The sequence below is a fragment of the Schumannella soli genome (genome assembly GCF_006517435.1).
Taxonomy (GTDB): domain Bacteria; phylum Actinomycetota; class Actinomycetes; order Actinomycetales; family Microbacteriaceae; genus Schumannella; species Schumannella soli.
Genome location: NZ_VHQG01000001.1, coordinates 424206 through 437220 on the forward strand (window position 1 = coordinate 424206; position 13015 = coordinate 437220).

The 13015-nt window shown below is 72.0% G+C and carries 21 protein-coding genes; 12 read left to right on the plus strand and 9 right to left on the minus strand.

Annotated elements, in window-relative coordinates; all coding sequences use genetic code 11:
• The first annotated feature begins 72 nt into the window (after nucleotides 1–72).
• The 3 genes from FJ657_RS01990 to FJ657_RS02000 are packed head-to-tail and all read left to right on the plus strand — an operon-like array spanning nucleotide 73 to nucleotide 1150.
• Nucleotides 73–519: a phage holin family protein gene (locus tag FJ657_RS01990; protein ID WP_141162003.1), complete on the plus strand. Its 447-nt coding sequence runs from the start codon at nucleotides 73–75 to the stop codon at nucleotides 517–519.
• Nucleotides 520–539: 20 nt separating this feature from the next.
• On the plus strand, nucleotides 540–725 hold the full coding sequence (locus FJ657_RS01995; protein ID WP_141162004.1) for a hypothetical protein: 186 nt from the start codon (nucleotides 540–542) through the stop codon (nucleotides 723–725).
• Nucleotides 722–1150: a GNAT family N-acetyltransferase gene (locus FJ657_RS02000; protein WP_141162005.1), complete on the plus strand. Its 429-nt coding sequence runs from the start codon at nucleotides 722–724 to the stop codon at nucleotides 1148–1150. Before FJ657_RS01995 ends, FJ657_RS02000 begins: the two co-directional genes overlap by 4 nt.
• Nucleotides 1151–1231: 81 nt before the next feature.
• Here FJ657_RS02000 and FJ657_RS02005 read toward each other — a convergent pair whose 3' ends face one another.
• From FJ657_RS02005 to FJ657_RS02015, 3 genes are all read right to left on the minus strand, one after another.
• Nucleotides 1232–1687, minus strand: a complete 456-nt coding sequence (locus FJ657_RS02005; protein WP_141162006.1) for a hypothetical protein — start codon at nucleotides 1685–1687, stop codon at nucleotides 1232–1234.
• Between the two features lie 443 nt (nucleotides 1688–2130).
• Nucleotides 2131–2469, minus strand: coding sequence for a DUF3140 domain-containing protein (locus FJ657_RS02010; RefSeq protein ID WP_141162007.1), 339 nt, complete (start codon nucleotides 2467–2469; stop codon nucleotides 2131–2133).
• Between the two features lie 67 nt (nucleotides 2470–2536).
• Nucleotides 2537–3589, minus strand: a complete 1053-nt coding sequence (locus tag FJ657_RS02015) for an NAD-dependent epimerase/dehydratase family protein (protein ID WP_141162008.1) — start codon at nucleotides 3587–3589, stop codon at nucleotides 2537–2539.
• Nucleotides 3590–3766: 177 nt separating this feature from the next.
• Here FJ657_RS02015 and FJ657_RS02020 point away from each other — a divergent pair, with 177 nt between their 5' ends.
• On the plus strand, nucleotides 3767–3976 hold the full coding sequence (locus FJ657_RS02020; RefSeq protein ID WP_141162009.1) for a hypothetical protein: 210 nt from the start codon (nucleotides 3767–3769) through the stop codon (nucleotides 3974–3976).
• A 195-nt stretch (nucleotides 3977–4171) separates the two neighbouring features.
• On the opposite strand, the gene FJ657_RS02025 is transcribed toward FJ657_RS02020, so the two are convergent.
• From FJ657_RS02025 to FJ657_RS02040, 4 genes are all read right to left on the minus strand, one after another.
• A complete protein-coding gene (locus tag FJ657_RS02025) occupies nucleotides 4172–4483 on the minus strand; it encodes a hypothetical protein (RefSeq protein ID WP_141162010.1) in 312 nt (103 codons plus the stop codon).
• 72 nt (nucleotides 4484–4555) lie between these two features.
• Nucleotides 4556–5359: an alpha/beta fold hydrolase gene (locus tag FJ657_RS02030; RefSeq protein ID WP_141162011.1), complete on the minus strand. Its 804-nt coding sequence runs from the start codon at nucleotides 5357–5359 to the stop codon at nucleotides 4556–4558.
• The gene (locus tag FJ657_RS02035) at nucleotides 5356–5682 is read right to left on the minus strand and encodes a hypothetical protein (protein ID WP_141162012.1); all 327 of its coding nucleotides are present in this window, start codon (nucleotides 5680–5682) and stop codon (nucleotides 5356–5358) included. Before FJ657_RS02035 ends, FJ657_RS02030 begins: the two co-directional genes overlap by 4 nt.
• A gap of 51 nt (nucleotides 5683–5733) precedes the next feature.
• The gene (locus tag FJ657_RS02040) at nucleotides 5734–6165 is read right to left on the minus strand and encodes a DUF6098 family protein (RefSeq protein ID WP_141162013.1); all 432 of its coding nucleotides are present in this window, start codon (nucleotides 6163–6165) and stop codon (nucleotides 5734–5736) included.
• 118 nt (nucleotides 6166–6283) lie between these two features.
• On the opposite strand from FJ657_RS02040, the gene FJ657_RS02045 reads away from it, so the two are divergent.
• Nucleotides 6284–6901, plus strand: a complete 618-nt coding sequence (locus FJ657_RS02045) for a DUF2231 domain-containing protein (protein ID WP_141162014.1) — start codon at nucleotides 6284–6286, stop codon at nucleotides 6899–6901.
• A 13-nt stretch (nucleotides 6902–6914) separates the two neighbouring features.
• Here FJ657_RS02045 and FJ657_RS02050 read toward each other — a convergent pair whose 3' ends face one another.
• Entirely contained in the window at nucleotides 6915–7199 is a 285-nt protein-coding gene (locus FJ657_RS02050; protein WP_141162015.1) for a hypothetical protein, read from the minus strand.
• 203 nt (nucleotides 7200–7402) lie between these two features.
• Here FJ657_RS02050 and FJ657_RS02055 point away from each other — a divergent pair, with 203 nt between their 5' ends.
• The 5 genes from FJ657_RS02055 (at nucleotide 7403) to FJ657_RS02075 (ending at nucleotide 10045) form a co-directional block, all read left to right on the plus strand.
• A complete protein-coding gene (locus FJ657_RS02055) occupies nucleotides 7403–7819 on the plus strand; it encodes a hypothetical protein (protein WP_141162016.1) in 417 nt (138 codons plus the stop codon).
• Nucleotides 7820–7835: 16 nt separating this feature from the next.
• Nucleotides 7836–9062: an NRAMP family divalent metal transporter gene (locus FJ657_RS02060; RefSeq protein ID WP_141162017.1), complete on the plus strand. Its 1227-nt coding sequence runs from the start codon at nucleotides 7836–7838 to the stop codon at nucleotides 9060–9062.
• Nucleotides 9059–9454, plus strand: coding sequence for a hypothetical protein (locus FJ657_RS02065; RefSeq protein ID WP_141162018.1), 396 nt, complete (start codon nucleotides 9059–9061; stop codon nucleotides 9452–9454). The genes FJ657_RS02060 and FJ657_RS02065 overlap by 4 nt, the downstream gene beginning before the upstream one ends.
• The gene (locus tag FJ657_RS02070) at nucleotides 9441–9758 is read left to right on the plus strand and encodes a PRC-barrel domain-containing protein (protein WP_141162019.1); all 318 of its coding nucleotides are present in this window, start codon (nucleotides 9441–9443) and stop codon (nucleotides 9756–9758) included. Before FJ657_RS02065 ends, FJ657_RS02070 begins: the two co-directional genes overlap by 14 nt.
• A gap of 110 nt (nucleotides 9759–9868) precedes the next feature.
• On the plus strand, nucleotides 9869–10045 hold the full coding sequence (locus FJ657_RS02075; protein WP_141162020.1) for a multidrug transporter: 177 nt from the start codon (nucleotides 9869–9871) through the stop codon (nucleotides 10043–10045).
• 10 nt (nucleotides 10046–10055) lie between these two features.
• Here the strand turns inward: FJ657_RS02075 and FJ657_RS02080 are convergent, their stop codons facing one another.
• Nucleotides 10056–10889, minus strand: coding sequence for a glucose 1-dehydrogenase (locus FJ657_RS02080; protein WP_141162021.1), 834 nt, complete (start codon nucleotides 10887–10889; stop codon nucleotides 10056–10058).
• Nucleotides 10890–11121: 232 nt separating this feature from the next.
• Between FJ657_RS02080 and FJ657_RS02085 the strand changes: the two genes are divergently transcribed.
• Together FJ657_RS02085 and FJ657_RS02090 are read left to right on the plus strand one after the other, a co-directional pair.
• Nucleotides 11122–11577, plus strand: a complete 456-nt coding sequence (locus FJ657_RS02085) for an SRPBCC family protein (protein ID WP_141162022.1) — start codon at nucleotides 11122–11124, stop codon at nucleotides 11575–11577.
• Nucleotides 11578–11638: 61 nt separating this feature from the next.
• Nucleotides 11639–13000, plus strand: coding sequence for a hypothetical protein (locus tag FJ657_RS02090; RefSeq protein ID WP_141162023.1), 1362 nt, complete (start codon nucleotides 11639–11641; stop codon nucleotides 12998–13000).
• Nucleotides 13001–13015: the final 15 nt, after the last annotated feature.

Below are 13015 nucleotides of genomic sequence, written 5' to 3' on the forward strand. Positions count from 1 at the left end.
AGGCAGCCCACCGGGCGGGCGGCGACGACAGTTCCGACGACGGCGACGGCGCCGCCACGGGGCGACCCTCCGATGGCTGACGACGAGCGCGACGACGAGCCGCGCTCCCGGCGCGGACTTCTCGGTCTGCTGCGCGGCATCCCCGACCTCGTGCGTCGCCTCATCCACGACGAGATCCGCTCGGCGCGGGAGGAGATCGCGGCCAGACTCCGGGCGGCGGCCGTCGGGCTCGGCCTCACTGCCGCAGGCGCGGTGCTGCTGCTGTTCGGCATCGGCCAGCTGGTCGGCGCGGGCGCCGAGGCGCTCCACCTACTGCTGCCGCGGTGGCTGGCCGACCTCATCGTGGGCGGCGCGCTCGCGGTCGTCGCCGCGATCCTGCTGCTGCTCGGCGTGCGCCTGCTGCGCCGCGGCGTACCGCCGGTTCCGGCGGAGACGCTCGCAAGCGTCAAGGATGACGTGCGCGCCGCGACCGGACGGGGTCTCGCAGAGCACGCCGACGACGACGCCGACGACCGTTGAGACCAGCCGGAAGGAACCCCATGCGCAAGTTCATCCTCAACCCCGCCGTCATCTCCTCGCTGTTCGGCGTGACCGGGGTCATCCACAGCACGAGAAGCGGACCGCGGAACTGGATGCTGGCCCTGCAGTGGATCGCCTGGGCGACGAACGTGGCGCTCGCGATCGGCGGCGTCGTGGCGAAGGACCAGGAGACTCGACGTCGGTGAGCGCCGACGAGGATCTCGAGTTGCTCGACCGACCGCCGACGGCGATCGAGCATCGGGAGCTCTTCGATGCCGTGGGCTGGGGCGACCACATGACGGACCATGAGCGCGATGTGTCGCTGCGCGCTTCCGTCGTCGGCGTGATCGCGCGGAGCCGCGGCCAGACCGTCGGGATGGCGCGCGTACTCGGCGACGGCATCCACTACTTCGGCGTTCACGATGTCGTCGTGCACCCCGATCGTCAGGGCGAGCAGATCGCGGAGCGCCTCCTCGAGCGACTCATCCAGCTGGTGACGGAGCGGGCCGGCGCCCGGGCGCGGCTCGAGCTGTTCGCGAGCGACGAGGCCGTTGAGCTCTATCGCGGCTTCGGGTTCACCGAACGGGGTCCGCTCGGCATGAGCCGCGCGGTGCATCTCGGTGTGAGATAGGCACCGTCGCGGCTCGTGGCGTCGACGGTGTCACGTTCGCGTCACCGGAAAGATGATCGTGCTGCCGGGAGGGAGGGCGCCTCAGCCCGAGCCGGGCGGGTCGGAGCGAGGCGCTCGCGCCGTCGCCCGCTCAAGCCGGGCGCGGGCGCGCACGGCCCGCTGTCGCGCGCGCGTCTCGTCACGAGCGCGCGCGCCACGGTCGTCTTCGGCGGCGCGCAGATCGTCTCGCGCATCGCCCAGCCGGCTCTCGAGCTCGGCCACCTCGTCGGCGAGCTTGACCGCGCGGTCGCCCGCGGCCTCGAGGGCGGCCGCCGCTCGCTCGAGCTCGGCCTCCGCGTCTGCCGCTTCGGCGCGGGCCGTCGCGAGCGCCCGTGCGGCGTCGCCCCGGGCGCGCTCGCGCCGGCCCTGCTCTCGGCGGCCCTGCTCGGCTCCGACCGGGCGGGGCGGCGGAGCCGAAGTCGATCCGAGAAGGGCGCCGACGGTGTCGACGGGATCGAAGCCGTTGGGAGCGAGAGCGCGTGCCAGGCGACCGGACACGGCGCGGCCGCCGCGGCTGGATCGGCGAGCGCCGCATCCACCGTCGCGACCACGCGCTCGCGCGCCGTCGCCGAGAGAGGCTGAGCGGCGCCGTCCGCGACGGCGACTGACGCACGCAGCAGTTCAGCGACGAGCCGTCGTCGCTCGCCGGAGAGTTCGCGGAGACGGCCCGCGTCCAGCTCGGCCTGCGCCTCGCGCAGCTGTTCCCCCAGCCGCAGCATCGCATCCAGTGGGCGCTCATCGGAACCGCCGAGAGCGTTGAGCACCCAAGCTGCTGCTTCCGGCCGCCTCCAGCCCGAGACCTCGGCTGCGAGTTCGCGATCTCCGTCGGCGCGGAGCCCGGCGACGCGGTTGGCCCGCTCTGTCACGAACCGGTTGGGCGGCACGGCACCGAGCGTGCGAGCGACCTCGTCGAGGCGATCCGGCATCGCGAAGCTCTCCGGCTACTTCTTCTTCGGGTCGTGGCCCCAGTTCATCAGCGAGTACCGCCAGCGGGTCTCAGTCACGTCGCCGGAGGGCCGCTGCTTGCTGTGACGGGCGACGTAGCCGACGACCTTGCGCATCCAGGCGATGTCGTCGGCAGTCAGGTCGGCCTTCTTCGTGCGCAGCAGCGTCACGATGCGACGACCCGAGCGGTGCCCGGTCGATTCGCCGCCGTCCTTGTCGCCGACGCTCTTCGACTCGTCGGTGTCGAGCCACTTCTCGAGTTCGGCGGGAGCCAGGTTCACCGCGTCGTTCCAGTCGTCCCAGACCTCGGCCAGCTCGTCGTCGCGATCGCTCATGCGGCGAGCCTGCGCCAACCGCCCTCAGTAGAACGCCGCACGGAGCCGCACCCCAGGGCTCGTGCGGTCAGCGCTCAGGGGTGCGGTCGGCGCCGAACGTCGACGGCGGAGGAGACGCCGGGTGCAGCGAAGCCGATGCCGCCACGCCAGCCTGGTCGCGCATCCCGTCGAGCAGTTCCCGCAACGCGTCGCGCGAGTCGACGCGCGGGCGCCACCCGAGCTCGGCGCGCGCTCGCCGGGTCGACATCAACGGCACGCCGAGCGCGAGGTCGAGCCATCCCGCCTCGGTCGGCTGGATGCGCGCCCGCCAGCTCGCGTCGACGAGCGCCCGCAGCGCTCGCGCCGGTACCGGCAGCCAGCGCCCGCCGAGGAGCCGGGCGAGACCGCGCGGTCGGATGCCGGGGTCGCCGGCGAGATTGAAGGCGCCCGTCGCGCGCTTGTCGACGATCCGCGCGATGCCGTCGGCGAGATCGTCGGCGTGGATCACCTGCAGCGTGAGCGCCGCCGGCAGCGGCACGATCGGCGAGCGCAGTCGACCTACGAGCCGCGGCGGGATCGAGCCCAGGAACAGCCGGGCGATCTCGGAGGCGGCCTCGCGTTGGAAGACCAGCGCGGGGCGCACACGCGCGACGCGGAGCTCGGGATGGTCTCGCTCGACCGAATCGAGCTGGCGTTCGACGGCGGACTTGTGCCGCGAGTACGACGAGGTCGGAATGCCTCCGGTCGGCCAGTCCTCACCGGACGGATGCGTCTTCGAGCCGGGCGAGTACGCGCCGACCGAGGAGACCACGACGAGCTGGCTGACCCGAGCGGCCGCGGCCGCGGCGAAGACGCGCCGCGCGCCATCGACGTTGGTCGCGTGCATCTCCGCCTCGTCGTGCTGAGGCTGGAGCTTCCAGGCCAGGTGCACCAGCGCATCCGCCCCCACCAGCAGGGGCGCGAGCAGGCCGTCGGCCGCCGGCGCGGCGAGGTCGATCTCGTGCCACTCGATGCCGCTGTAGGGCCCGACGGGTTCGGGCGCGCGCCGCGAGACGCCGATCAGCTCATGGCCGTCCTCCGCAAGACGACGGAGGATGGCGGTGCCGAGATTGCCGGACGCTCCGGTGATGACGATGCGCATGCCGTCCAACGTAGGAAGACCGGCGAGCGCGCTTCTTCGACGTTGCGCGCGCATCCAGCCGACGCGCATGCCGCGCGCACCTGAGCGCGGGGAGTACGGGACCTCGGGACGCGGTCAGAGCCATCGCCCTTCACACTCGACGGGTCATAGCGTCCCCACCACGAGAGAGGAGGGGCCATGACCGACCCCGTCGAGAACGAGAACGTCGAAGAGCGATCGGATGAGAACGAGCGCGCGTCGCAGCAGGTGACCGAACCGAACCCCCCTCTGCCGCAGCTCTACGGACAGGACATGCAAGGCCACGACGCCGCGGCAGCGGAGAGCGGTGAGGATGTGGCGCGGGCGGATCGCGAGCCCGACGAGGAAGAGGAGCCCGGAGCTCGATAAACGAGAGCAGACGGGATTTTCAAGGCCTTGCCGTCGATATCCGACGGCGATGACGATTTCCTCACGTCGGCGCTCTGGGCCGCGACGCTCGCCTCCTGACCAGTCGCGAGCGTCGGTTCCAACCTGGGGAGCGAAGGCGGGGCGGCCGCGGATCCGGATCAGGGGACCTCGGCCGCCCTCTCTGGATGCGAGCGCCTATCCCTCTCGGCCGGCGTCGCGAGCGGCGGCTCGGATCGCGGCGTCGCTCTCGTCGGAGCGCGGCTCGCCGATCCCGATCTCCTCGTCGGCGCCGATCTCCTCCTCGGTCCCGGCTTCATCGCTGTCGGGCTCTTCCTCGATTCCGGCTTGCTGCTCGCGGATCGCCTGATCGTGCTCGGCGCCGCGGGGATCGCCCGGGTGATCGTATTCGGTCTGATCGTGCAGCCCCGCGCGCTTCTCGGCGGGAGTCGCATCGGCGGCCCCATCCATGATCGGCGCGTTCTGCTCACGGGGCGGGTAGTCCTTCATCGCACTGTTCCTCTCACTTCGCTTTCGGTTGTTCACCCGGCCGCGCTCGACGACGCCGACGAGCCGAGCGGTTCAGCGCAGCGCCTCGGGCACCTCGCCGTGCTCGGGTGCCAGATGGTCGAGCAGCCGGTGCCAGTGGTCGACGATCGGCTGCGGCGAGTTCGAGAGCACGGACGCCGCGCGCCGCAGGTGGCGCTCGTACCAGCGTGCGTCGGCCGAGCCAAGGGCGACGCCGTCGCGGCGGTGCACCAGCAGCGTCGCCGCCGGAATGGACCTGAGGTCGTTCGCCCAGTCGTGGGAGACGAGCGCGCGAGCGTCGCCGATGCGGCCGGCGTCGCCTTGAGTCGCTCCGGCGTCGACGATGCGATCCAGTCGACGGGCGGCGAGCGGCTCCTCGACGAGGTCGACCTCGGGCTCCAGCTCCTCGCTGACGGCCAGACGACTGAGCGCTCGAGGGCGCTGGGTGCCGATCAGCGCCAGGCGATCGACGCGGTCTCCGAATCGAGCGGCGAGCGCCAATGCGTAGGCGCCGCCTCCGCCCCAGCCGAGGATGCCGATGTGATTCGTCACGGTCTGAGCGGCGTTGCGGTCGGCCTCCTCGAGATCGCGCAGCACTGCGCCGGCGATGTCGTCGGCCCAGGCGGTCACGCTCGGCTGTTCGCCCTCTCGCCACGGGTCGGACGCCCCGTAGCCGGGCCGGTCGAAGGAGAGGATGTGCACGCCCCAGTGGTCCGTCAGCATCGGGTCGGGGTCGAAGCCGCTCGCCGTGCCGAGCGGGTGGCAGGCGATCACGAGCCGCCGCGCGATCGGGTCGCCGAGCCCGCTGACGCCCGCCCAGCGGCCGGAGGGGAGCTGGATGCGACGCGCGGCTGTCATCCGACCGGCCGGTCGCCGGGGTCCGCATCGCGGGAGGCGATCTGCTCGCGGATGGCTTCATCGTCGACATCGACATCCCCGGCGTCGTCAGGGCCTCCGGTGCCGGGCCTCGTCACGATCGCGTCGTCGTCGATACCGGTCGACGCGGCCGTGTCGTTGGCACTCGACGCGTCCTCGCCCTGCATCTGCTCGACCTCGCTGTCGCTGGCGGGACTGTAGGACATGTCCTTCTCGGTGAGGCGCTCATCGCCGATGTCCGAGTCGGGCACGTCCGCATTCTCCGGTCTGCGTTGCGTCATGCCTTCAGTCGACGCCGAGGCCACGGTGCCGACAACCCCCTTGCGCCGGTCGTGCAGGACGCTGTGCGGCGACGCTCAGGCGGAACGTCGATCGGCGCTCCCCGGCAACGCGCCGGCGTCGAAGCGCGCTCGGTAGAGCTCGGCGGCCTCATCGAGCACGCGCTCCGAGAGTCGGGCGATCGGCTCCACGTCGAGCAGGAGCGGCTCGCAGTCGGGGCCGCGGCCGACGATCGACCCGCGCAGCACCCATGCGAAGGCGTCGCCGCGTCCGAGGTGCGCGTACTGCTGGATCTGCCGAGCCAGCCAGTCTTCGGTGGGCCGCGCCCACCAGGCCTCGGCGTCGAGAGGGTTCGCCGAGAGACCCGGCAGCTCGAGCCCGCTCTCCCCGTCGCGGCTCGTGCCGCTCGCGTCGGCGGCGGGCCCGGCCGAGAAGCGCAGGTGCAGGCCCGGCACGACCGAGACGAGCTCGACGAGGTCGGCGAGCGTGGCGACGAGGGGCAGATCCATCTGTCCACTCTGGCCGGGGCGCACCGCGCCGACGAGGGGATTGACGTCGCGGGTACGCCCATGCGTCGGCGCTGTCAAGGGCGGTGACGACGAGTGGAGCGCGGCTTAGCGTGCGCACATGACCTCCCCCTCGCCGGCTCCCACCGCCTCCGATGATCAGGCCGGCGCCCCGCGCGATGCCGATCACGTCCGTGCCGACGCGCCGCTCGCCGTGCGCGCCGCCGATGATCTGGGCGACCTCGTCGAGCTCGACAGGCTGGCCGCCGCTCTCGACGGCGTCGGGAGGAGGATCCCGGCGCGGGCGCGCGGCCTGCTGCACGGCGAGCCGCTCGGTCATCCGGCGCACCCGCTCGTCGTCGTCGTGCCGATCGGCTTCTGGGTCGCGGCGAGCATCGTCGGGTGGCTGCCGGGCGGTGCGCGGATGGCGCGCGTGCTCACCGGTCTCGGCGCTCTCGCCGCAGCTCCCTCCGCGGCGACGGGCCTGGCTGACTGGCTGCACCTGGGGCGCCGGGCGCGCCGAGTCGGGGCAGCGCACGCGCTGGCGAATTCCGTCGGCGTCGCACTGGCGACCGCGTCGTGGTCGGCGCGGCGCGGGCACCGCCGCCATGTGCCGCTGCGCGCTCATCTGCTCTCCGCCGGCGTGCTCGCGGTGATCGGCGTCTCCGGCTATCTCGGGGGCCACCTCGCCTACCGCATGGGTGCGGGCGTCGACTCCGACGCCCGCACCTCTGAGTGATCGGCGGGATCGGTCAGATCGGCTTGACCGGCGACGTCAACGGGTCGTCGGGATGCGGACCGTCGTCGGGGTCGGTCGGGTCCTGGCCGGGAGTCGGCGGCTCGACCGGCTCGTCGGGCGCGCCCGCCGGGCTGCCATCGGGCGGGTTGCCGTCCGGCGGCACGACCGAGTCGCTGGCGGGTCCGGGGGTCCCTCCGGGCGCCGCGCCCTGCGCGGCATCGAAGTCGGGGTCGCCGACGTCGGGGTTCAAGCCGCCCTGGCTGTCGATGCCGGGGTCGTTGCTGTTCGGGTCGCTCATGGTGAGGCCTCCGTTCGCGGGATGGAAGCTCCAGTGCATGCCTGCCGCTTCGCGATGACCGCGGTGGCACGGCTGACGTCCAGTCGACACCGACCTGACATGCGGGCAGCACGGCCCGCGCAGCCGAAGCGCAGAGCATCCTCCGATCGGCGGCACAGCACAAGGGGGTGCCGTCCGGCGCAGACACGGAGTACCCAGGGAGAATGCCGTCCCGCCGTGCCCTGCCGATCCTCGCCGGCCCGGCACTGGCGGGGCTGCTGTGCCTGGCCGGATGCGCGACGGGCGACCCCGTCGACTCCTCGCTGAAGCAGGCCGCCGCCGCCCAGTCGTCCATCGTGCTCGCGGTCGATCTGCTGGGCGAGGGCAAGGCGACGCTCCCGGCGACGCGGACCACGGTCGACGACGCGCTGCGTGAGCTGGCGTCCGCCGAGCAGTCGCTCGGCGAATCGCCGACCGGGCGGCGCATCGATCAGATCGCCGCCCTCGACGACATCCGCGATGCGACCGACGCCGCCCTGGCCGCGCGGCGCGAGCTCGACGACCCCGGCACGGTGTCGAGGCACGCCGCCGCCGACCTCGATGACACGGCATCCGAGCTCCGCAAGGCCGCGACATCGTGAGGCGGGGGCGGGGACGGTGAAGCGCCTCTTCGCCGTCGCCCTCGGCATCCTCACCGCGATCGGCGGCTTCGTCGACATCGGGGACCTGGTCACCAACGCCGTCGTCGGCTCGCGCTTCGGACTCGGACTGGCGTGGGTCACCGTGCTCGGCGTGGTCGGCATCTGCCTCTACGCGAACATGTCGGGGCGCGTCGCGGCCGTCAGCGGGCGCGCGACCTTCGAGATCATCCGCGAGCGGCTCGGCGCCCGCGCCGGCATGGCCAACCTGGCCGCGTCGTTCCTCATCAACCTCATGACGATGACGGCGGAGATCGGCGGGGTCGCGCTCGTCTTCCAGCTCGTGACGGGTATCGACCCGCTGCTGTGGGTGCCGCTCGCCGCCTTCGGCGTCTGGATCGTGGTCTGGCGCGCGAAGTTCTCCGCCTTGGAGAACGCGACCGGACTGCTCGGCCTGAGTCTCATCGTGTTCGCGGTCGCCGTCTTCCTGCTGCAGCCCGACTGGGGTCACCTCGGGATGCAGCTGATCCCGCGCATCCCGGAGTCCGAGAGCGGCAGCACCTACTGGTACTACGCGATCGCCCTGTTCGGCGCCGCGATGACGCCCTACGAGGTGTTCTTCTTCTCCTCCGGCGGCATCGAAGAAGGCTGGACGGTCAAGGATCTCGGGCAGACGCGCGCGAATGTGCTCGTGGGATTCCCGCTCGGCGGCATCCTCTCGATCGCGATCGCCGCCTGTGCGACCCTCGTGCTGCTGCCGCAGGCGATCGACGTGACCTCACTGTCGCAGGTCGTGCTGCCGGTCGTGCAGGCCGGCGGCACGATCGCCTTCGGCTTCGTCGTCGTCGGCATCGCGGCCGCGACCTTCGGCGCCGCGCTCGAGACGACGCTCTCGTCGGGCTACACGCTCGCCCAGTACTTCGGCTGGTCGTGGGGCAAGTTCCGCCGCCCGGCGCGCGCCGCCCGCTTCCACCTGATCATGCTGATCGGGCTCGTCATCGCCGTGCTCGTCCTGCTCACCGGCGTCGATCCGATCGCGGTCACCGAGTTCTCGGTCGTGTTCTCGGCGATCGCGCTGCCGCTGACTTACATCCCCATTCTCATCGTCGCCAACGACCGGCAGTACATGGGCCGGCACGTCAACGGGAAGCTCGTCAATGCGCTCGGACTCGTGTTCCTCGTCGTCATCGTCGCCGCCTCGGTCGCGGCGATCCCGCTCATGATCATCACGGGAGCGGGGCAGTGATCCCCCGCCCGCATCCCGAGCCCGGGCGCCTCGTCGACGCCGAGTTCCAGGTGCTCGACCGGCAGGTGCTCGACCGGAACGGCGAGCCGGTCGTCACGGTCGACGATGTCGAGATCACCGACATCCCCCGCGGCGTCGAGCTCGACCCCGACGCCGACGCGCCCGTCATCGAGAACCTGCTGAGCGGATCAGCGGTGCTCGGCACCCGACTGTTCGGCGGCCGCCCTCCCGAGTCGCGCTGGCAGCGCATCCGCTGGTCGCACGTGACCGAGATCGGCACCGCGGTCGAGCTGAACACGACCGCCGACCGTCTCGACGCGAGCTGGACGGAGCGGTGGGTGCGGAACCACCTGATCGGCCGCATCCCGGGAGGTCGCCATGCTCCTGACTGAGCTGCTGCGGATGCGGGTCGTCGAGGTCGACGGCACCGAGGTGGGGCGTGTGGTGGATGCGCGCTTCCGCATCGACGCTCAGGGCGGCGCGCGGCTGGTCGGCTTGATCGTCAGCCCGCACACCCGGGCGCCGTTCCTCGGCTACGAGCGCGCGGCCCTCGACGAGCCGCTCGTGCTGGATCGCTTCCTGCGCTGGCTTCATCGCGGGTCCTTCCTCGTCGACTGGCCGGATGTGCGCCGCCTCGATGACGACGGACTGCACCTGCGCGAGGGCTACGAGCGGCGGCCGTCCACGTTGCCGTGACGCCCGGACGATACGGTTCCGCGACCCCGGTCGCGATACCGGTCGCGGCCTCGCCGGACGCTGGCTGAGAGCACGACCCGCTCGGTCGCCGCGGGCGCGACGCTGGCCGCATGACCGACGAGATGAGCGACGCCGAGAAGCGTCACGACCAGCTGACCCGTGCCCCGAAGTCCGACGAGTCGGATGCGGCGCCCCGCATCGAGACGAGCGAGGGAGACGACGGTCGCACCCGCATCGACGTCGCCGACACCGCGGCGGTGCGTCCGGGCAATCCCGAGAAGCAGTGACCGCCGCCGGTCAGAGGATGGGCTTGCCGCCGGTCACGGCGACCCGCGCTCCCGAGACGTAGCTCGCCTCGTCGCTCGCCAGCATCACGTAGACGGGTGCGAGCTCGGCGGGCTGCGCGGGTCGCCCGAGCGGGGTGTTCTCGCCGAAGCTCTCGACCGCCTCCGGCGGCATCGTCGAGGGGATGAGCGGGGTCCAGACGGGTCCGGGCGCGACGCTGTTGGCGCGGATGCCCTTGGGCCCCAGCAGCTGAGCGAGCGAGGCGGTCATGTTCGCGATCGCCGCCTTCGTCGCGGCGTACGGCAGCAGCTGTGGGGACGGGTTGTCGGAGTTCACCGACGAGCTGCCGATGATCGCCGATCCGGCCGCCATGTGCGGCACCGCCGCCTTGACCAGGTGGAAGTAGGCGCTGAGGTTGACCGCGAGGGTGTGGTCCCACTCCTCGTCCTTGATCTCGGCGAGCGTCTCGTGGCTCATCTGGAAGGCCGCGTTGCTGACCAGCACATCGACGCGTCCGAAGCGCTGCACGGCCGTGCGCACGAGCTGTCGGCAGTGCGCCGGATCAGCCAGGTCCCCGTGCACGAGCACCGCTTCGCGCTCCGCCGCGCGCACCCAGTGCGCCGTGTCCTCGGCGTCGGTGTGCTCGTCGAGATAGCTGATCACGACGTCGGCACCTTCGCGGGCGTAGGCGATCGCGACGGCCTTGCCGATGCCGCTGTCGGCCCCGGTGATGACCGCGACCTTGCCCTGCAGCCGACCGGATCCGCGATAGCTCTCTTCGCCGTGATCAGCGCGCGGCTCGAGCTGGGCTTCGGCTCCGGGCGGGTCGATCAGCGGTTCCGGCATGGTGTTCTCCTGTTCTGCGAGACGCACCGTCGGCGCCTCGTGGCCGGCACGCTATGCACCTCTCGCGCGGTCGTCACAGGGGGTTGATCGCGTCAGAGACGACGCACATAATCCGGCCTGCGCAGCCGTCATCGCACCTGATGAGGGCCAGCGTGGATGCGACCTCCGCGCCGCCTGAGCGGCACCTGATCCGGCCCGCTCGGACCCATCCGATCTGCCTAGCGTGCCGCGCATGACGCAGATCATCGAGACCATCGACGTGTCCGTGCCCGTGAGCACGGCCTACAACCAGTGGACGCAGTTCGAGGAGTTCCCCAAATTCCTCAAGCGCGTCGAATCCATCACGCAGGAGAGCGACACCCGCTCGACCTGGAAGGTGAGCATCGGCGGGCAGACCCGCGAGTTCGTCACCGAGATCACCGAGCAGCACCCCGACGAGCGGGTGGCCTGGACCTCGACCGGCGGTCAGGTGGACCACGCCGGCGTCGTCACCTTCCACCAGCTGACCGAGAGCGAGACGCGTGTCACCGTCCAGATCGACTGGGACCCGGAGGGCGTCGCCGAGCACCTCGGTTCGGCGCTCGGCTTCGACGGCCGCGCCGTGAAGAAGGAGCTCGAGAACTACCGCGACTACCTGCAGTCGAAGGGATCGGCCGACGGCGCCTGGCGCGGCGACATCGACGCCTGACCGCCATTCCGGCGGCGACGTCGATTCCGACGCCGCCGCCGGCCCGAGAGGACCCCGCCGCATGACCGAACGCCCGCTCAAGCCCGAGAAGGTCGTCGCCGCCTTCGACTCCGCCAGCGTGCTGCACGCGGCGACCGTCGCGGCGCTCGAGCACAAGCCGTTCCCTCGGCTAGGCAATCCGGCGCCGATGGGCCCGATCGTCCGTGCTGCCAGTCGCGTGCCGTGGTCGATTCTGCGCGGCATCTACGCACGCATCGGCGGCTCGGAGGGCATCGAGCCCGAGCAGCTGGGCCGAGTCGATCTCGGCCCGGTCGCGCACAGCTTCGCCGACGCCTACCCCGACCGACCCGACCAGCCGTACCCGGCTGTCATGATCGGCGCCAGCAACGGCGCACTCACCCATCTCGCCGCCGCGATGCAGATCCCCTGGCTGCCCCAGACCGTGCTCGTGCCGGTCGCGAATGTCGGCGACCCACAGCGCCCCGACCTCGCGCTCGAGTTCGGGCGTCGCGTCGCCCCGGCGCTGACCGAGCGCAACCCCGACGTCGCCGTGCACCAGATGCACGACTCTGCGCAAGACGAGCTCATGGTCGCCCGCATGGCCTACTTCCGCACGAAGTGGATGGAGCTGCCCGAGGCCTACGTCGCGTTCCTGACCGAGCGTCTCGCTCCCGGAGCGCCCGTCATCCTCATCGACGACGGCTCGACCTGGCCCGTCACCCGCGTCGCGGAGCGCCACGTGTTCCAGGCCGGCGGACGCGGGGGGCTCCGGCCCGACGACTACTTCGCGATGCCGCACACACCACAGCCCGACTCCGACGCCGCCGAGGCGGAGTGGGGCACGCACCCGCATTTCGCCGCCGCCGTCGAGCGGGCCGCGCGCGAGACCGGACACCCGGTCGTGCACCTGCGGCTCGACGGACCACAAGAGGCGGCGCATCCCGTCGCCCTCGCCCTACGCGAGTGGACCCGCGAGCGCGGCGGCCTCGCCGACCGCCTGCTCGTGACCTCCTTCGTGCTCGGCGATCCGTGGCGCACCTTCCAACTCGGCCGGGTGCCGTTCTGGAGCTTCTTCCCGGTGCGTGAGGCGGCGGACGCGCTCGAGGCGCACCTGGAGGTCGCGCGCTACCGCTCCGTCGACCTGACGCTGTTCCAGCACGGCGCCGACTCCCCCGGCCACAGCACGCCGCACGACCTCGCCGAGCTGGTGCGCCGACATGGCGCCGAGCCCCGTTTCGTCGGACTGCGCGCCGACGCGGATCCCCACGACCTCGGCGCGCTCGCCCGTTTCAGCGACGCCCTCGGCGCCGAGCTCGACGCCCCCGACGCGCGCCCTCTGCCCTGGGCTCCGCTCGAGGTCGAGGCAGGCATCCGAGCGCTCCACCAGCTCACCCTCCCCTTCGCGGCTCGCAGCCCTCGCTGATCCCGACCGATTCAC

What these genes read in the sequence shown, in the direction of transcription:
- FJ657_RS01990 (WP_141162003.1), top strand. Translation starts at nt 73, where the DNA reads ATGGCTGACGACGAGCGCGACGACGAGCCGCGCTCCCGGCGCGGACTT.
- FJ657_RS02070 (WP_141162019.1), top strand. Translation starts at nt 9,441, where the DNA reads ATGCTCCTGACTGAGCTGCTGCGGATGCGGGTCGTCGAGGTCGACGGC.
- FJ657_RS02040 (WP_141162013.1), bottom strand. Translation starts at nt 6,165, where the DNA reads ATGGATCTGCCCCTCGTCGCCACGCTCGCCGACCTCGTCGAGCTCGTC.
- FJ657_RS02010 (WP_141162007.1), bottom strand. Translation starts at nt 2,469, where the DNA reads ATGAGCGATCGCGACGACGAGCTGGCCGAGGTCTGGGACGACTGGAAC.
- FJ657_RS02015 (WP_141162008.1), bottom strand. Translation starts at nt 3,589, where the DNA reads ATGCGCATCGTCATCACCGGAGCGTCCGGCAATCTCGGCACCGCCATC.
- FJ657_RS02020 (WP_141162009.1), top strand. Translation starts at nt 3,767, where the DNA reads ATGACCGACCCCGTCGAGAACGAGAACGTCGAAGAGCGATCGGATGAG.
- FJ657_RS02075 (WP_141162020.1), top strand. Translation starts at nt 9,869, where the DNA reads ATGACCGACGAGATGAGCGACGCCGAGAAGCGTCACGACCAGCTGACC.
- FJ657_RS02045 (WP_141162014.1), top strand. Translation starts at nt 6,284, where the DNA reads ATGACCTCCCCCTCGCCGGCTCCCACCGCCTCCGATGATCAGGCCGGC.
- FJ657_RS02090 (WP_141162023.1), top strand. Translation starts at nt 11,639, where the DNA reads ATGACCGAACGCCCGCTCAAGCCCGAGAAGGTCGTCGCCGCCTTCGAC.
- FJ657_RS02050 (WP_141162015.1), bottom strand. Translation starts at nt 7,199, where the DNA reads ATGAGCGACCCGAACAGCAACGACCCCGGCATCGACAGCCAGGGCGGC.
- FJ657_RS02030 (WP_141162011.1), bottom strand. Translation starts at nt 5,359, where the DNA reads ATGACAGCCGCGCGTCGCATCCAGCTCCCCTCCGGCCGCTGGGCGGGC.
- FJ657_RS02080 (WP_141162021.1), bottom strand. Translation starts at nt 10,889, where the DNA reads ATGCCGGAACCGCTGATCGACCCGCCCGGAGCCGAAGCCCAGCTCGAG.
- FJ657_RS02025 (WP_141162010.1), bottom strand. Translation starts at nt 4,483, where the DNA reads ATGAAGGACTACCCGCCCCGTGAGCAGAACGCGCCGATCATGGATGGG.
- FJ657_RS02085 (WP_141162022.1), top strand. Translation starts at nt 11,122, where the DNA reads ATGACGCAGATCATCGAGACCATCGACGTGTCCGTGCCCGTGAGCACG.
- FJ657_RS01995 (WP_141162004.1), top strand. Translation starts at nt 540, where the DNA reads ATGCGCAAGTTCATCCTCAACCCCGCCGTCATCTCCTCGCTGTTCGGC.
- FJ657_RS02055 (WP_141162016.1), top strand. Translation starts at nt 7,403, where the DNA reads ATGCCGTCCCGCCGTGCCCTGCCGATCCTCGCCGGCCCGGCACTGGCG.